General features: G+C 72.0%; 15 protein-coding genes. 11 read left to right on the top strand and 4 right to left on the bottom strand.

Going from position 1 to position 17,597, the window contains the following annotated elements; translation table 11 throughout:
• Positions 1–71: 71 nt before the first annotated feature.
• Positions 72–1,721, bottom strand: a complete 1,650-nt coding sequence (locus IFU40_RS11155; protein WP_191926348.1) for an amidohydrolase — start codon at positions 1,719–1,721, stop codon at positions 72–74.
• 206 nt (positions 1,722–1,927) lie between these two features.
• The gene (locus tag IFU40_RS11160) at positions 1,928–3,403 is read right to left on the bottom strand and encodes an aldehyde dehydrogenase family protein (RefSeq protein ID WP_249404166.1); all 1,476 of its coding nucleotides are present in this window, start codon (positions 3,401–3,403) and stop codon (positions 1,928–1,930) included.
• A gap of 366 nt (positions 3,404–3,769) precedes the next feature.
• Between IFU40_RS11160 and IFU40_RS11165 the strand changes: the two genes are divergently transcribed.
• From IFU40_RS11165 to IFU40_RS11185, 5 genes are all read left to right on the top strand, one after another.
• A complete protein-coding gene (locus tag IFU40_RS11165; protein WP_191926349.1) occupies positions 3,770–5,422 on the top strand; it encodes a thiamine pyrophosphate-binding protein in 1,653 nt (550 codons plus the stop codon).
• The gene (locus tag IFU40_RS11170; protein ID WP_342343514.1) at positions 5,419–6,852 is read left to right on the top strand and encodes an FAD-binding oxidoreductase; all 1,434 of its coding nucleotides are present in this window, start codon (positions 5,419–5,421) and stop codon (positions 6,850–6,852) included. The genes IFU40_RS11165 and IFU40_RS11170 overlap by 4 nt, the downstream gene beginning before the upstream one ends.
• Before the next feature lie 78 nt (positions 6,853–6,930).
• Entirely contained in the window at positions 6,931–7,164 is a 234-nt protein-coding gene (locus IFU40_RS11175; protein WP_191926350.1) for a hypothetical protein, read from the top strand.
• Positions 7,165–7,196: 32 nt separating this feature from the next.
• Positions 7,197–7,745, top strand: coding sequence for a hypothetical protein (locus IFU40_RS11180; RefSeq protein ID WP_191926351.1), 549 nt, complete (start codon positions 7,197–7,199; stop codon positions 7,743–7,745).
• A 344-nt stretch (positions 7,746–8,089) separates the two neighbouring features.
• Positions 8,090–8,476, top strand: a complete 387-nt coding sequence (locus IFU40_RS11185) for a hypothetical protein (RefSeq protein ID WP_191926352.1) — start codon at positions 8,090–8,092, stop codon at positions 8,474–8,476.
• Positions 8,477–8,571: 95 nt separating this feature from the next.
• On the opposite strand, the gene IFU40_RS11190 is transcribed toward IFU40_RS11185, so the two are convergent.
• A complete protein-coding gene (locus IFU40_RS11190; RefSeq protein WP_191926353.1) occupies positions 8,572–9,954 on the bottom strand; it encodes an MFS transporter in 1,383 nt (460 codons plus the stop codon).
• 118 nt (positions 9,955–10,072) lie between these two features.
• Between IFU40_RS11190 and IFU40_RS11195 the strand changes: the two genes are divergently transcribed.
• The 6 genes from IFU40_RS11195 (at position 10,073) to IFU40_RS11220 (ending at position 16,726) form a co-directional block, all read left to right on the top strand.
• Positions 10,073–11,536, top strand: coding sequence for a fumarylacetoacetate hydrolase family protein (locus IFU40_RS11195; RefSeq protein WP_191926354.1), 1,464 nt, complete (start codon positions 10,073–10,075; stop codon positions 11,534–11,536).
• Positions 11,533–12,225, top strand: a complete 693-nt coding sequence (locus IFU40_RS11200; protein ID WP_055936458.1) for a GntR family transcriptional regulator — start codon at positions 11,533–11,535, stop codon at positions 12,223–12,225. Before IFU40_RS11195 ends, IFU40_RS11200 begins: the two co-directional genes overlap by 4 nt.
• A 44-nt stretch (positions 12,226–12,269) precedes the next feature.
• The gene (hpaE, locus tag IFU40_RS11205) at positions 12,270–13,766 is read left to right on the top strand and encodes a 5-carboxymethyl-2-hydroxymuconate semialdehyde dehydrogenase (RefSeq protein WP_191926355.1); all 1,497 of its coding nucleotides are present in this window, start codon (positions 12,270–12,272) and stop codon (positions 13,764–13,766) included.
• A gap of 47 nt (positions 13,767–13,813) precedes the next feature.
• A complete protein-coding gene (gene hpaD / locus IFU40_RS11210; protein WP_191926356.1) occupies positions 13,814–14,974 on the top strand; it encodes a 3,4-dihydroxyphenylacetate 2,3-dioxygenase in 1,161 nt (386 codons plus the stop codon).
• Between the two features lie 181 nt (positions 14,975–15,155).
• On the top strand, positions 15,156–15,941 hold the full coding sequence (locus IFU40_RS11215; RefSeq protein WP_191926357.1) for a fumarylacetoacetate hydrolase family protein: 786 nt from the start codon (positions 15,156–15,158) through the stop codon (positions 15,939–15,941).
• Positions 15,926–16,726 (top strand): aldolase/citrate lyase family protein, encoded by an 801-nt coding sequence (locus tag IFU40_RS11220; protein WP_191926358.1) that lies wholly within the window; start codon positions 15,926–15,928, stop codon positions 16,724–16,726. Before IFU40_RS11215 ends, IFU40_RS11220 begins: the two co-directional genes overlap by 16 nt.
• Here the strand turns inward: IFU40_RS11220 and IFU40_RS11225 are convergent.
• Positions 16,720–17,559, bottom strand: coding sequence for a helix-turn-helix transcriptional regulator (locus tag IFU40_RS11225; protein WP_055936443.1), 840 nt, complete (start codon positions 17,557–17,559; stop codon positions 16,720–16,722). The genes IFU40_RS11220 and IFU40_RS11225 overlap by 7 nt on opposite strands.
• Positions 17,560–17,597 lie beyond the last annotated feature (38 nt).

Raw genomic sequence — 17,597 nt, forward strand, 5'->3', positions numbered from 1 at the left:
GGTGCGGGTGGTGCGAGGGGTTGCTGGATGCCGCCCCCGGGGATCCGGGGGCGGAGTGCGTCGGCGCGCGGTCAGGCGGTGAACACCCGGCGTCCCGCGAACCACGTCTCGATCGCGCGCGTGTGCACGACGCGGTCGATCTCGACGGCGAAGGGGTCTTGGTCGAGGACGACGAAGTCGGCCGACTTGCCGACGACGAGCGAGCCGGTCACGTCCCCGAGGCCCATCGCCGTGGCGGCGTTGACGGTGAAGACCTCGAACGCCTCGGCGAGGGTGAGCGCCTGCTCGGGCCAGAGCGTGCCGGGCGCGCGCCCGAGCGGGTCGGCTCGGGTGACGAGGCCCTGGATCCCCTCCCACGGGTTCGGCGAGACGCTGACGGGCCAGTCCGACCCGCCCGCCACCAGCACTCCCCGATCGACGAGGTCGCGATTGGGCTGCAGGTGAGCGGCCTCGGGCTGAGGACGCACCTGCGCGATGGCATCCGGGATGACCCCCGGGAACCAGAGGAAGGGCGAGATGTCGGCCGACACGTCGAGGTCGACGAAACGCTGCCGGTCGTCGGGGTGCACGAACTGCCCGTGGGCGATCTGGTAACGGCTGGTCGTGTCGCCGCCGGCGCGGACGGCCGCGATCGCGTCGAGCGCGATGCGCACCGCGGCGTCGCCCGTGCAGTGGATCTTGGCGCCCAGTCCCTGCGCCGCGGTGCGGGTGAGCCAGTCGGTCAGGTGAGCGGGGTCCATGGTGGTCACGCCGCAGTGCGCGTGCCCGTGGTCGGGGCTCGGCAGGTAGGGGGTGAGGAACGCACCCGTGTAGGTGGGCGGAACGCCGTCGAGCGCGACCTTGACGAAGTCGGGGCGGTGATGCGGGGTTCGGAACTCCTCGCGCCGAGCGACGAGCTCGTCGCCCACGGGGGTGTTCGCGAAGAGGAACTCGCTCGACAGCAGCGACGACACCACCCAGGCGTGCAGGTCGCCGTCGACGTCGAGATCACGCAGCGCGCCCATGATCTCGACGGTGGCGGCGGCATCCTGGAACGCCGTGATGCCGAAGGAGTGCAGGATCTCGATCGCCCGGGCACTCGCCCGGCGGTAGCGCTCAGGGGTGCGTGCGAGGTTGCGGTCGAGCGCCTCGGTGACGGCGAGGGTCGCCGCCTCCATGAGCAGGCCGGTCGGCTCGCCCGTCTCGGCGTCGCGCACGATGCGTCCCTGCGCGGGATCCGGGGTGTCCGAGTGGATGCCGGCGGCCTCGAGCGCCGCGGAGTTGGCGAACCGGTTGTGGTGACTGTCGTCGGTGAGGACGACGGGGCGTCCGCCCGCGGCCTCGTCGAAGCGCGCGCGGGTCTCGGCGTGCGAGAACTCGTCGAGCAGGACGCTGCCGAACGCCTCGCCCACGACCCACTCGTCGGGGCCGAGCCCGGCGGCGCAGGTGCGCACGGCCTCGAGCACCTCGTCGAGGCTCGCGGTGGGCGGGAACGCGAGCTGGAAGAGGTCGGCCTCGCCGGCCATGAGGTGGTGGTTGTGCACGTCGACCAGTCCCGGCACGACCGTTGCTCCGGCGAGGTCGCGCACCTCGGAGTCGGGGCCGGCCGTGGCGAGCACCTCGTCGTCGCTGCCGACGGCGATGAGACGCCCCTGGGCGACGGCGAGCGCGGTGGCGAGCGGGCGGGAGCGGTCGGCCGTGCGCACCACGGCGCCGTGCAGGATGAGGTCGGCGACGGTCATGAGGCTCCCGGTGTTCGGCGGCGTCGAGGGCGACGACGGTGAGGGTGGAACGGGTCCGGCGGGTGGATGCCACGGTGCCGGGGTGGAGCGAGTGAGTACATCCTGCGCGCCCCGGGCCCGCTGTGCTTGACCGCGGATGCCCCCGGGTTGACGCAGGACGCACAACCCGGGGACCGGGTGCGGAACCGGCCCCGCCCGGGTGGGGCTCAGCCGTTGATGACCTGCGGCACGCCCAGGGCCTTGAGCCCTTCGACGCCGAACTCGAGACCGTAGCCCGAGCCCTTCACCCCGCCGAAGGGGATGAGCGGGTGCACCCCGCCGTGCGAGTTGATCCACACGGTGCCCGCCTGCAGGCGCGCGGCCACGCGTCGCGCGGCATCGCGGTCGCTCGACCACACCGAGGCGCCGAGGCCGACGTCGAGGCCGTTCGCGCTGGCGATGGCGTCTTCCACGTCGGTGTACCGGATGACGGGCAGGACGGGTCCGAACTGCTCCTCGTCGACGAGGGCCACGCCGTCGGCCACATCGGCCACGATCGTCGTGCGGTAGAACAGCTCGCCGAGGTCGGTGGCGGGCTCGCCGCCCAGCACGATGCGACCGCCGGCGGCCCGGGCGTCGTCGACGAGACGGGCGACGATGTCGAACTGCTGCGTGTTCTGCAGCGGCCCGAGGACCGTCCCCTCGTCGAGCCCCCGTCCCATCGGCACGTTCGCGGCGTAGCCGGCGAGCGCCTCGACGACGTCGTCGTAGACCTCGTCGTGCACGTAGAGGCGCTTCAGCGCCGCACAGGTCTGACCGGTGTTGATGAAGGCTCCCCAGAACAGCCCCTCGGCGATGGCCGCGGGGTCGACGTCGGGCAGCACGATGCCGGCGTCGTTGCCGCCGAGCTCGAGGGTGAGGCGGGCGAGGTTGCCGGCCGAGCTCTCGATGATCTTGCGCCCCGTGGCGGTCGAGCCCGTGAACATCACCTTGTCCACCTCGGGGTGGGCGACGAGCCGGGCACCGGCATCGCGGTCGCCCGCGACGGCGATGAGCACGTCGTCGGGCAGCACCTCGTTGATCACGTCGACCAGTGCCAACACGCTCAGCGGCGTGTACTCGCTGGGCTTGACCACCACGGAGTTGCCCATCCGCAGGGCGGGGGCGATCTGCCAGACGGTGATCATCATGGGCCAGTTCCACGGGCCGACTGCGGCGACCACACCGAGCGCGCGATAGTGGAGTTCCGCGTACACCTGCCCGTCGTCGACGACGACCTCGGGCTCGAGCGCGGTGCTCGCGGCGGTGCGCAGCCACGCCGCGCACGCGCCGACCTCGAACCGGGCGTTGGGGCCGTCGAGCGGTTTGCCCTGCTCGCGCGAGAGCAGGCGCGCGAGCTCTTCGGCGTGGGCCTCGATGTGTTCGGCTGCGGCCATCAGCAGGCCGCTGCGCTCCTCGTGTCCGAGGGCGTCCCACCCGGGCTGGGCGGCGCGGGCGCGGGCCACGGCGTCGTCGACATCGGCCACCGTGTGCACCGGGGCTCGTCCGATCACCTCGCGCGTGGCGGCATCCGGGATCTCCCGCCCCTGGCCCTCGGGAGCCTGCACGCGCGCGAGCAGGGCGGTGTCGTCGGCCGTCGGATCCGAGGCAGGCACGGCGGCGTCGACCTCGGGATCGGCCAGGGCGGGGGTGGGGTCGGACATCTCGGCTCCTTCGGTTCGTGTCCCGGGCCGTGGTGCGAGGGGCCCGTCTTCCGTCAGCCTCCGCCGCGGGCCCGCACCGCGCTTGTCCGCGCGTGCGCGGGCCATGACCGGGCGCGCCCGCTTGCCCGATCTTCTGTCGCCCCGCAACGTGCGGCGACCGGACACGACCCTCGCGCGGAGGGTCACGGGACGCGTCCGCCCGAGGCGCATGCACGCCCCCGTCGCCCCGCGCCCGCGGATCGTATATGATCACTCCCGTCAGGCGCACGAGGTCGTGCGTCGCTGCTCGAAAAAAGGGCACGTAGCGCGAGAACCGCGCGAGACACATACGGCTCATTCCCGTTCCTGTTTCGCGAAAGGCTCGTCATGCCCATCGTCTCCGCGCACGTCGCCCACACCCTTGGCCGCCACCTCGACCACGTCTTCGGCGTGATGGGCAACGGCAACGCGTACTTCCTCGACGCTCTGCACCGCCACACCGACGCGACCTTCACCGCGATGCGGCACGAGGCCGGCGGAGTTGTCGCCGCCGACGCGCACTATCGCGCCTCGGGGCGCATCGCCGCCGCCACCGCCACCTACGGCGCCGGCTTCACCAACACCCTCACCGCTCTGGCCGAGTCGGCCCAGGCGCGCATCCCCCTGCTCCTCGTCGTCGGCGACGAGCCCACGTCGGGCCCGCGCCCGTGGGGTGTCGACCAGGTCGCGCTCGCGTCGGCGGTCGGGGTCCGCACGTACACCGTCGGCGATCGCGACGCCTCGGCCACCGTGCTCATCGCCCTCGAGCACGCCCTCACGTACCGCGTCCCCGTCGTGCTGGCGATCCCGTACGACGTGGTCATGCGCGAAGCGGGGCCGCTGACGGATGCCGGCACCGTGACGATCCCCGCCCCCCTGCCCCCGCAGGGACCCGCGGCCTCCGCCGCACTCGACCGGATCGCCGACGCCCTCGCCGGCGCCGCGCGCCCCTTCCTGCTGGCCGGACGGGGAGCCTGGCTCGCCGACGCCGGCCCCGCGCTCGGTCGGCTCGCCGAGCTGACCGGGGCGATCACGGCATCCACCGCCCTCGGCCGCGGCATCTTCCCCGACACCGCCCACGACCTCGGCGTCACGGGGGGCTTCGGCGCCGAGGGCGCGATGGAGCTCGTGCGCGAGGCCGACGTGGCCGTGGTCTTCGGCGCGGGGCTGAACCAGTTCACGATGCGCTTCGGCGAGCTCTTCGCCCCCGGCACGCGGGTCTTCCAGGTCGACGTGGCGCCGACGGCGACGCACGCGCAGGTGGGCGGGTTCGTGCGGGCGGATGCCGCCCTGGCGGCCGACGAGATCGGGAACCGCCTGCGCTCCCGCGGTGCGGTGTCGTCGGGCTGGCGCGACCGCGTCGACGTGGCGCCGCTGCGCGAGCAGGAGACCGGCGAGGGCCTTGCCCCCGACGGCCGGCTCGACCCGCGCTCCGCCGCCGCCCGGATCGGCGAGCTGCTCCCCGAGGATCGCGTCGTGGTGTCGGACGGCGGCCACTTCCTCGGCTGGTCGAACATGTACTGGCCCGTCTCCTCACCCGACCGCGTCATGATGATCGGCACCGCATACCAGTCGATCGGCCTCGGCTTCCCCTCGGTCGCCGGGGCGATCGCGGCCCGTCCCGACACCACCGTCGTGCTGACGACCGGCGACGGCGGCGGACTCATGGCCATCGCCGACCTCGAGAGCGCGGTACGCACGGCCGCCGGCCACGGCATCGCCGTCGTGTGGAACGACGCCGCCTACGGCGCCGAGATCAACCTGTACGGCCTCAAGGGCCTCGCCCGCGAGCCGATGCTCATCCCCGAGGTCGACTTCGCGGCCGTCGCGCGCGGCTTCGGCGCCGAGGGAGTGGTGGTGCGCGAGGTCGCCGACCTCGAGGCGTTGGCCGAGTGGACTCGGCGCGACCCCGCCGAGCGGCCGTTCCTGCTGCTCGACCTGCGCATCAGCGGCACCGTGATCGCGCCGTACCAGCGCGAGATCATCCGGGTGAACTCGTGAGCATCGTCGGGCTGGCCGCTCCGGGAGGCTCCGGCGACCCGGGCGACGGCCCCGACGCGCCGAGCGGCGGCACGGGCGAGTCGGGCGACGTCCTCGACGAGCTGCGCGCCGCCCTCGGCGCCCGCCTGCTCGACGACCCCGCGAGTCTCGCCGCCTACGCTGTCGACAGCTCGCGCGCACAGCCCGAGGGCCTGCCGATCGCCGTGGTCCGGGCGACCTCGACCGGCGACGTCTCGACCGCCCTGGCGTGGGCGCACGCCCGCGGCATCCGGGTCTCCGTCCGCGGCGCGGGCACCGGGCTCTCCGGCGGGGCCGTGGCCTACGCGGGCGGGCTCGTGGTGTCGTTGGAGGCGATGGACCGCATCGTCTCGATCGACGCCGACAACCGTCTCGCCGACGTCGAGGCGGGCGTCGTCACGGCCGACCTGGATGCCGCCGCCCACGCGCACGGCCTCTTCTTCCCGCCCGATCCGGCGAGCGCGCAGTGGTCGACGATCGGCGGCAACATCGCAACCAACGCCGGAGGCCTGCGCTGCGTCGCCCACGGCGTGACCACCGACGTCGTCGCCGCCCTCGAGGTGGTGCTCGCCGACGGGCGGATCATGCGCACCGGCGCCCGCACCCGCAAGAACACCACCGGCTACGACCTCACGAGCCTGTTCTGCGGCTCGGAGGGCACCCTCGGCGTGATCACGGCGGCGACCGTGCGCCTCAAGCCCGTGCCGCCGGGGCAGCCCCGCACCTTCCGCGCGAGCTTCGACGACATCGAAGACGCCGGCCGCGCGGTCACCGCGATCGTGTCGGGCCCCGCCGCCCCCGAGGTGCTCGAGCTGATCGACGCGCGCAGCGTCGAGATCATCGAGGCGTTCCACCCGAGCGGCCTCCCCTCCCCCGGCGCGGCCATGCTGGTCGGTCAGACCGTCGGGCTCACCGCCCTCGACGCCGCCGAGGCGATCACCGCGATCTGTCGCGCGCACGGCGCCGTCGAGACCGAGGTCTCCGACTCCGACAGCCTGCTCGAGGCCCGGCGCCTCGCCAACCCGGCGCTCACCGCGCAGGGGCTGCGGGTGTCGTGCGACGTCGGCGTCCCGGTCTCGCAGCTGGCGACGGTGTTCCGCGGAATCGGCGAACTGGCACAGCGCCACGGTCGGCGCATCGCGATCGTCGCGCACGCCGGCGACGGCAACCTGCATCCGACGGTCGAGGCGGGAGACAGCCCCGCCGAGTACGCCGCCGCGGAGCTGGTGATCGACGACATCACTCACCTGGCGCTCTCGCTCGGCGGCACCATCTCGGGCGAGCACGGCATCGGCTCGGTCAAGCGTCACGAGCTCCCCTGGCAGCAGGATGCCGTGGCCCTCGACGTGCAGCGCGCGGTCAAGGCCGCGCTGGACCCGAGCGGCATCCTGACGCCGAGGCGGGCGATCTAGCGACCGGACGGCCCGGAGCCGACCGCCCGTGGCGGACCGGCCCGCCGGCGTCGCGGGCCGCCGGTACGGTGGTGACGCATGGGGACCAGAACGCGCCTGATCGCCTCGGGCACCGCGATCGCGATGATCAGCGGCGCCGTGGTGGTGCTGTACTTCTTCCAGCCGTGGCGGAGCTGCGAGTACGAAGACACCTCCGCGGGCTGCTCGATGCTCCCGAACGACGCCGCCGCGATGGGTGTGGCGGCGTTGGCCTTCGTCGTGGGGATCGTCGTTCTCGCGGCGGGCCTGCTGATGCGCCGGGTGCCCACGTGATCGAACCGCGCACCCTCGAGACGAGGGGAAGGTTGCCTCGCGTCTGGTGGATCACGGTGGTGTGCGGTGTCCTGATCATGGGCCCCGTCGTCTTGGCCGGCTCATACCTCTGGGCTCGGCACCAGTACGAGAACGGCCCCGACGTGGACGGCGTCCTCTGGCGCCAGGTGGCATCGGTCGAGGACCCCTTCGACAGGGCGCTGTACTCACCGACGGCCGGCTCAGTCACGGCCCTTCTCGACGCGCTCGAAGGCGACCGATGGGATGGCAGCCCGGAGGGGGCGGACGCCCTGGACTTCTCCCGACCCACTCTGGTCATCCACGACATCGAGGAGCACACGAACGCGGTCGCCTTCCGGGTCTTCCTCTCGTCGGGAGAGCGCCCCGGTCCCCCCGGCCAGCGAGCCCGGCTGCCGTGGGAGTCCTCGGCGTACTTCACCTGTTACGGAGTGACCGTGACGTTCACGGGTTCCTCCCCGCCCTCCGTCGCCGGAGCCGACGAGCGCGCGTGTCCGAGCCTCCTGGTCTCACGGATGCCATCCGACTCGGTGTACATGGTTCCCTCGACCTTTTACGGATGAGGCAGATGCGCTCTCGACGCGTCGGCGGTCGCTGACGTCGCGACCCCTCGCCCACCCGTGCACGCGAATGTGCTGTGCGCGCACGATCGATCCTCATCCCTGTCGCGGGGGCGCCCCTCTTCCTACGCTCGCGTCATGCGCAGAATCCGACGGCACGGGACCCCGGTCCTGCCGTCGGGCGCGCGGGTCGGGGCCGCGCGGGTCGGGGTCGGGCGATAACGATGGAGCTCCTGACGCACGGCGCAGCCCTCCTCTGCTCGGGGATCGCTGCGTGCTGCGCGAGATCGGGTCCCCCGGCGGAGCGTCGCGAGCGGGTCGCCACGTCGGCGCTCATGACCGCCGCGATGATCGATTCCGCCGTCCTGCACGTGGCCCCTCCCATCGTCTGGGCGGCCGTCCTCCTCGGGGTCGCACTCGTCGTGAGCGCGGGGCGCCGGCTGCGCTCGGGGCGCGGCGGTCACGGCATCCACACCCCCGCGGGGCTCGTCGTCATGGCCGCCCTGATCGCGTCGACCACGCACGGCGACCCGGGCGCAGCCCCCGCCGCCGCCCACGCCCACGGCGGGATGGCTGTCGGCTCCGCGACCCTGGCGTGGCTCTGCGTGGCCCTCGCCGTCGCGCACGTCGTCGCTTCGGCGCACCGGGCGCTGAGCGGATCACGCGCGGATCGCGCGCACCATGCCGCGATGGGTGGATCGACCGCGATGATGGCCCTGGCGGCGCTGCTGTGAGCCGCACCCTGCGCGATCCGGTGACCGTTCCCCCGCACCCGCACGACGAACGGCCCCGCCGCGGCTGTGCGCGACGAGGCCGTTCTCTCACCGGGTCAGACGCGCGAGAGCCCGCGGATCGGGCTGACCTCCTGCTCGGCCTCGTGGTCGGGGCCGAGGGGGATGCCGCTGCGGTCGCGCAGCAGCAGCGTCGCGACGAGGCCCAGCACCGCCATGATCGCGAGGTAGACCGTCACCGACACGGTCGTGCCCGTGGCATCCACCAGTGCCGTCGCGATGGTCGGGGCGAACGCTCCGCCGAGGATGGCGCCGAGGGCGTAGGCGATCGAGACGCCCGAGAAGCGGATGGATGCCGGGAACAGCTCGGCGTACAGCGCGGCCTGGGGGCCGTAGGTCAGGCCGAGGCCGACCGTGAGCAGCATGAGGCCGACCGTCAGCAGCACGATGCTGCCGGAGTTGACGAGCGGGAACAGCGCCACGATCGCCACGAGCATCGAGATCCATCCGATGATGTACGTGTTGCGGCGGCCGATCTTGTCGCCCAGCCACCCACCGAGCCACGTGAAGATGAGCCAGGTCACCGCCGACAGGGTCACCGCGCCGAGCACGTCGGCGGTGGCGAGACCGAGGGGACCGTCGGGGTTGGTCGCGTAGCGCTGGATGTACCCACCGGTGGTCATGTAGCCCACGGCGTTGTTGCCGGCGAAGACGAACGCCGCGATGACCACGAGCAGCGAGTGCTTGCGGAACAGCTGCACGATCGGCATGCGGGTCTGCTCCTTGCGCTCGGCGAGTTCGACGAACACCGGGCTCTCCTCGACCTTCCGGCGCACGTAGTAGCCGACGAGGATCAGCACGAACGACAGCAGGAACGGCACGCGCCATCCCCACGCGAAGAAGGCGTCGCCGGGGGCGATCAGGGCCATCAGCCCGAGCATGCCGCTCGCGAGCAGCAGGCCGAGGGGCACGCCGAGCTGCGGCGAGGCGCCGAACAGGCTGCGCTTGGTCTTGGGGGCGTGCTCGACGGCCATGAGCACCGCGCCACCCCACTCGCCACCGGCCGAGATGCCCTGCAGCACGCGCAGCAGGATCAGCAGCACGGGGGCGGCGACGCCGATCACCTCGTAGGTGGGCAGCACGCCGATGAGCGTGGTCGAGGCGCCCATCATGATCAGGGTCAGCATGAGCACGACTCGGCGACCGTACTTGTCGCCGAGGTGGCCGGCGAGGAAGGCGCCGAGGGGCCGGAACAGGAAGCTCAGACCCACGGTGAGGAACGCCAGGATCTGCGCGATGCCGGGGCCGGCGGGCGCGAAGAACAGCTGACCGAAGACCAGGCCCGCGGCCGAGGCGTAGAGGAAGAAGTCGTACCACTCGACGGTGGTGCCGACAACGGTGGCGAAGACCACGCGGCGGCGGTCCTTCGTGGTGGAGATCGTGCCGGTGGGCGTGAAGCCCTGCGGCTGAGAGCGGGACATGGGGACTCCTTCGAGACGTCATCGTCGGGCCCCGGGACGTCGTCGTCGGTGACGAGGCGTGGTGTTGCTGGGGCGTTCGTCATCGTATACGATTTCGGATACGACGCAAGGGAGCTCCATGAACGACACCGCTGACCCCCGGTTCACCGCCCTCGGCGGCCGCCCGGGAAAGATCGTGGCCGTCCACCTCTCGTACGCCTCCCGCGCTGACCAGCGCGGCCGCCGCCCGGCCGCCCCGTCGTACTTCTTCAAGCCGTCGAGCTCGCTCGCGGCCTCCGGATCCGAGATCGTGCGCCCCGCCGGCACCGAACTCCTCGCCTTCGAGGGCGAGATCGCGCTCGTGATCGGCGAGCCCGCGCGATGGGTGACTCCGGATGCCGCGTGGGCGCACGTGGCATCCGTCACCGCCGCGAACGACTTCGGTCTGTACGACCTGCGCGCGAACGACAAGGGGTCGAACGTCCGCTCCAAGGGCGGCGACGGCTACACCCCCCTCGGTCCCGCGCTGATCGACGCCCGCGACGTCGATCCCGCCGCCCTGCGCCTGCGCACCTGGGTCGACGGCGACCTCGTGCAAGACGACTCGACCGCGGGACTGCTCTTCCCCCTCGCCCAGATCGTCGCCGACCTGTCTCAGCACTTCACCCTCGAAACGGGCGACGTCATCCTCACCGGCACCCCCGCGGGCTCGTCGGTGGTCACGCCGGGCCAGGTCGTCGAGGTGCAGGTGGATGCCGGCTCCCTGTCGACCGGCCGACTCCGCACCGCGGTGGTCCAGGGCGACCGCGCCTTCGACGCCGCCCTCGGCTCACTGCCGGCGGTGGACGACACCCAGCGCACCGAGGCGTGGGGTTCGGCCGAGGCCGCCGGGCTCGTCCCCGCCGCCCCCGTCCTCACCGCCGCCCTCCGCGACAAGCTCTCGCGCGTTCCCGTCGCGGCCCTCAGCGGACAGCTGCGCAGGCGCGGCCTCAACGACGTCACGATCGACGGCGTCCACGCGCTGACCCCGGGCAGCCGGTTCGTGGGCACCGCCCGCACCCTGCGCTTCGTCCCCCACCGCGAAGACCTCTTCGCCGCGCACGGCGGCGGCCAGAACGCCCAGAAGCGCGCGTTCGACGCGGTGGAAGAGGGCGAGGTCATCGTCATCGAGGCGCGCGGAGAAACCGGTTCCGGCACCCTCGGCGACATCCTCGCGATCCGCGCGCACGCCCGCAAGGCCGCCGCGATCGTCACCGACGGCGGCGTCCGCGACGCCGAGGCCGTGGCCGCGGTCGGCATCCCCGTGTTCACCGCCGGCCCCCACCCCGCGGTCCTCGGCCGGCGGCACGTGCCGTGGGAGACCGACGTCGCCGTCGGCTGCGGCGGCACCACCGTCGAACCCGGCGACATCCTCGTCGGCGACGGCGACGGCGTCATCGTCGTCCCTCCCGCCCTCGCCGAAGAGGTGGTCGACGCCGCCCTCGCGCAAGAGGCCGAAGATGCGTGGGTCGCCCGGCAGGTGGCATCCGGTCATCCCGTGAACGGGCTCTTCCCGATGAACGCCGAATGGCGCGCGCGCTACGAGAGCGAGGGGCGCTCATGAGAGACGTCACGACCCCGGCGACGAAGAGCAAGTCGCAGCAGGCCTACCAGTGGATCAAGCAGCGCATCGCGTCGCAGGAGTTCACCCCCGGGTACCGCCTGGTCCTCGGCTCGATCGCCGGCGAGCTCGACATGAGCGTCGTGCCGGTGCGCGAGGCGATCCGTCAGCTCGAGGCCGAGGGACTGGTGATGTTCGAGCGCAACGTCGGCGCCCGCGTCTCGATGGTCGACGACACGGCGTACCGCTTCAGCATGCAGGCGCTGAGCCTGCTCGAGGGGGCGGCGACCGCCCTGTCGGCCCGGGCGCTCACCACCGAGGACGTGCGTCGCGCGCGGCAGGTCAACGAGCTCATGGTCGAGACCCTCGAGCACTTCGATCCCCGCGCCTTCACCGCATTGAACCAGGAGTTCCACGCCATCCTGTTCGAGAAATGCGCCAACCCGCGCATGCTCGAGCTGGTGCAGGCCGAGTGGGCGCGGCTCGGGCACCTGCGCGACTCGACGTTCAGCTTCGTGCCCGGACGCGCCGCCGAATCGGTGCGCGAGCACGAGAACATCCTCGTTCTCATCGAGACCGGCGCCCCGCTCGCCGAGATCGAGAAGGCGTCGCGGCGCCATCGCTCGGCCACCCTCGACGCGTACATGATCCACGAGCACCCCGACCAGGTGCTCGGCCTTCCCGCTTTCTGATTCCGGATGCCACCGGCATCCGCCCCTCCAACGAAGGAGCATCCATGACCCGCCGCATCCCGGCCGACCTGCCCGAGCGCATCCAGCACTACATCGGGGGCGCCTTCGTCGACTCGGTCGACGGCGACACCTTCGACGTGCTCGACCCGGTGACGAACCAGACCTACGTCTCGGCCGCCGCCGGCAAGAAGGCCGATATCGACCTCGCCGTCGCCGCCGCGCGCACGGCCTTCACCGAGGGCCCGTGGCCGCGCATGCTGCCCCGCGAGCGTTCGCGCGTGCTGCACCGCATCGCCGACCTCGTCGAGTCGCGCGACGAGCGCCTCGCCGAACTCGAGAGCTTCGACTCGGGCCTGCCCATCACCCAGGCCCTCGGCCAGGCGCGGCGGGCGGCCGAGAACTTCCGCTTCTTCGCCGACCTGATCGTGGCGCAGACCGACGACGCGTTCAAGGTGCCCGGTCGCCAGCTCAACTACGTCAACCGCAAGCCGATCGGCGTCGCGGGGCTCATCACCCCGTGGAACACCCCGTTCATGCTCGAGTCCTGGAAGCTGGGCCCCGCCCTCGCGACCGGCAACACCGTGGTGCTCAAGCCCGCGGAGTTCACGCCCCTGTCAGCGTCGCTGTGGGCGGGGATCTTCGAGGAGGCGGGCCTTCCCGAGGGCGTGTTCAACCTCGTCAACGGGCTCGGCGAAGACGCCGGCGATGCGCTCGTGAAGCACCCCGACGTGCCGCTCATCTCGTTCACCGGCGAGAGCAGCACCGGGCAGCTGATCTTCGCCAACGCCGCCCCCTTCCTCAAGGGCCTGTCGATGGAGCTCGGCGGCAAGAGCCCGGCGATCGTGTTCGCCGACGCCGACCTCGACGCCGCCATCGACGCCACGATCTTCGGCGTCTTCTCGCTCAACGGCGAGCGCTGCACCGCGGGCAGCCGCATCCTCGTCGAGCGCTCCGTGTACGACGAGTTCGTCGAGCGCTACGCCGCGCAGGCCGACCGGGTGACCGTCGGCTACCCCGACGATCCCGCGACCGAGGTCGGGGCGCTGGTGCACCCCGAGCACTACGCCAAGGTCATGTCGTACGTCGAGCTCGGCAAGACCGAGGGGCGCCTGGTCGCCGGCGGCGGCCGCCCCGAGGGGTTCGACGAGGGTAACTTCGTGCGACCCACGGTGTTCGCCGACGTCGCCCCCGATGCGCGGATCTTCCAGGAGGAGATCTTCGGCCCGGTCGTGGCGATCACGCCCTTCGACACCGATGCCGAGGCTCTCGCGCTCGCGAACGACACCCGCTACGGACTGGCCGCCTACGTGTGGACGAACGACCTGAAGCGCGCGCACCTGTTCGCGCAGAACGTCGAGGCGGGCATGGTGTGGCTCAACAGCAATAACGTGCGCGACCTCCGCACCCCCTTCGGCGGGGTGAAGGCCTCCGGCCTCGGACACGAGGGCGGCTACCGCTCGATCGACTTCTACACCGACCAGCAGGCCGTGCACATCACGCTCGGCGGTGCCCACAACCCCACCTTCGGCAAGGCGCACTGACCCCGCCCCGCCCCATCCCCCACTCGTCATACGCAAGGACGCGCACCATGGCAAAGCACACCGAAGAACAGAAGACCTCCTCGGGGTTCTGGGTGACCCAGGAAGCCCCCATCGTCTCCGAGAACCCCATTCCCACGCCCTCCTCCCCCGCGCCCGACATCCTGCGGTGCGCCTACATGGAGCTCGTGGTCACCGACCTCGCGGCATCCCGGGTCTTCTACGTCGACGTGCTGGGCCTGCACGTCACCGAAGAAGACGACGAGGCGATCTACCTGCGCTCGACCGAGGAGTTCATCCACCACAACCTGGTGCTGCGGCGGGGCGAGGTCGCCGCGGTCGCCGCGTTCTCGTACCGCGTGCGCTCGTCCGACGACCTCGACGCGGCCGTCGCCTTCTACGAGGAGCTCGGCTGCGACGTACGCCGGGAGCCCGGCGGCTTCACGAAGGGCATCGGCGACTCGGTGCGGGTCGTCGACCCGCTCGGCTTCCCCTACGAGTTCTTCTTCGACACCGAGCACCAGGAACGCCTCTCGTGGCGCTACGACCTGCACTCCCCCGGCGAGCTCGTGCGCCTCGACCACTTCAACCAGATCACCCCCGACGTGCCCCGCGCGGTGAACTTCATGCAGTCGCTCGGCTTCCGCGTGACAGAGGACATCCAAGACGAAGAGGGTGTCGTCTACGCCGCCTGGATGCGCCGCAAGCCCACCGTGCACGACACCGCCATGACCGGCGGCGACGGCCCTCGTATGCACCACGTGTGCTTCGCGACGCACGAGAAGCACAACATCCTCGCCATCTGCGACAAGCTCGGGGCCCTCCGCCGATCGGATGCCATCGAGCGCGGCCCCGGCCGCCACGGCGTCTCGAACGCGTTCTACCTGTACCTGCGCGACCCCGACGGCCACCGCGTCGAGATCTACACGCAGGACTACTACACCGGCGACCCCGACAACCCCGTCATCACGTGGGACGTGCACGACAACCAGCGCCGCGACTGGTGGGGGAACCCCGTCGTGCCGTCGTGGTACACCGAGGGCTCGCTCGTGCTCGACCTGGACGGCCATCCGCAGCCGGTCCGCGCCCGCGAGGACTCGTCCGAGATGGCCGTGACGATCGGCGCCGACGGCTTCAGCTACACCCGCGCGCCCGAGGACACGGCATCCACCACCCCCTCCGCCGAGTTCAAGCTCGGCAACCAGCTCTAGCCCGCCGGGCATGTCCCACTTCGTGCAGAAATCACCGCCGAACGTCGCACCAAGTGGGACACGCACCGCCCGCCCCACGCCTCCCCGCCAGGCATGTCCCACTTCGTGCGGAAATCACGGCAGAAACTCGCACGAAATGGGACACGCACCGTCCGACCGTGCCCCATCGACAGGAGACAGCATGCTCACCGACGCACAGATCGACGCCATCGCGGCCGAGCTCGCCGAGGCCGACCGCGCCCACGCGGTGATCCCGCGCATCACGGCGAGGTACCCGGATGCCACGGTCGACGACTCGTATCGGATCCAGGGCCGCTGGCGCGATACGCAGATCGCCGCGGGTCGCACGCTCGTGGGGCGCAAGATCGGCCTGACGTCCAAAGCGATGCAGCAGGCGACGGGCATCACCGAGCCCGACTACGGCGTGATGTTCGACGACACCGTCTACCGCTCCGGCGCGGCGATCCCCGTCGACCACTTCTCGAACGTGCGCATCGAGGTCGAGCTCGCCTTCGTGCTGAAGGCGCCGCTCGAAGGCCCCGACTGCACGCTCGACGACGCCCTCGCCGCGATCGACTACGCCGTGCCCGCGCTCGAGGTGCTGAACTCGCACATCGAGCTCGAGGGCCGCACGATCGTCGACACGATCAGCGACAACGCCGCGTACGGCGCGATGGTGCTCGGCGAAGTGCACAGACGCCCCGACGAGATCGACCTGCGCTGGGTCCCCGGCGTGCTGAGCCGCAACGGCGAGATCGAAGAGACGGGGGTCGCCGCCGGCGTCCTCGGTCACCCGGCGACCGGCGTCGCGTGGCTCGCCAACAAGTTCCACCAGCACGGCGCGCGCCTGGAGGCGGGCGAGATCATCCTGGCAGGATCGTTCACGCGCCCGATGTGGGTGTCGCGCGGCGACGACGTGCTGTGCGATTACGGACCGATGGGAACGATCTCGTGCCGCTTCGTCTGACCCCCACCTTCCGGGCCGCGTTGGCGGCGTCCGATCGTCCGCTCGCCGGTATGTGGCTCTGCACGGGCAATCCCGTCGTCGCCGAGGTGGCCGCCGGCTCCGGCCTCGACTGGCTGCTCATCGACATGGAGCACTCGGCGACGTCGATCGAGCAGGTGCTCGTGCAGCTGCAGGTCGTCGCCGCCTACCCGATCACCCCCGTGGTGCGCGTGCCCGCGAACGACGTCGTCACCATCAAGCGCGTCCTCGACGTGGGCGCGCAGAACCTCATCGTGCCCATGGTCTCGTCGGCCGACGAGGCCCGGGCCGCCGTCGCGGCGACCCGGTATCCGCCGCAGGGCGTGCGCGGGGTGGGCAGCGCCCTGGCCCGCAGCGCCCGCTGGAACCGCATCGACGGCTACCTCGCCGAGGCCGCCGAGCACGTGTCGCTGACGGTGCAGATCGAGACCACCGCGGGTGTCGCCGCCGCGGCCGAGATCGCCGCCGTCGAGGGGGTGGATGCCGTCTTCGTCGGCCCCTCCGACCTGTCGGCGTCGATGGGGCTCCTGGGGCAGCAGTCGCACCCCGAGGTCGTGGCGGCGGTGCATGCGGTGTTCGCCGCGGCGCGGGATGCCGGTACCCCGGTCGGAGTGAACGCGTTCGACCCGGCGGTGGCCGAGGCCTACCTCGACGCGGGCGCCGACTTCGTCGCGGTGGGGGCCGATGTGGCGCTGCTGGCGCGGGCGTCGGAAGCCCTGGCCGCGCGCTTCGTCAGCGCGCGCGGGGGTCTGCGCGAGAGCTACTGAGCGCGCGCCGTCCCCAGCGCTGCCAGCTCCGCACGCGTGGAGACGCCGGCCTTCCGCAGCAGGTTCGACACGTGGAACTTGGCCGTGTTCTCGCTGATCCCCAGACGTTCGGCGATCGCGCGGTTGCGCGAACCCGCGACGACCAGGCTGAGCACCTCGCTCTCGCGGGGGCTGAGGTCGACGGCCTCGTCGAGGAAATCGGGCCGCGGCGGCGGATCCAGCGGCAGCACGACCGACAGCTCGGAGCCCCACCCGGGCGTCGACGCGACGTCGAACGCCCCGTTGAGGGCGCTCACCCGCTCGACGATCGGTCCGAGCGAATCGTCGTGGGCGGTGAGCGTGCCCGCGCCGTCGTCGCGGATGCCGATCAGCAGGTTGAGTCCGTCGCAGTCCCACTGGATGCGCACGCGGTGGGGCGTCCCCCGGTCGAGCAGGGCCAGCACGGCGCTGCGCACGATGGCCCGCGCCTCGTGGGCGACCTCGCCGGGCAGGGCGCGTCCGGTTGCGGGCGGCTCGACGAACTGCACGTCGAGGTCGCCGTGTCGCACGAGCGGGCGCAGGTCGGTGCGCAGCCGCGCGAACGCGCCGGTCACGGGTTCGAGCAGGGCGCTGCGCTGCTGGTCGGTCGAGGTGCGCAGAACGACGAGGGCGGCGGCCGCGGTCTCGACGGCCAGGGCACGGGCGGCGCGATCGTCGAGCCGCGCCGACCGCAGGATCGCCAGGATCGACTCGAGGGTCACCGCGTGACGGTCGGCCTGTTCGGCGACGATGCGCTCGTGTTCGATGACGAGCGCGCGCGACGCGGTCGACGACAGTTCGGGTGACTCACTCACGCGCCTAACCTAGCCCACCGGCAGGCACCTACCCGTTC

The sequence above is a fragment of the Microbacterium sp. CFBP 13617 genome, assembly GCF_014839445.1.
Taxonomy (GTDB): domain Bacteria; phylum Actinomycetota; class Actinomycetes; order Actinomycetales; family Microbacteriaceae; genus Microbacterium.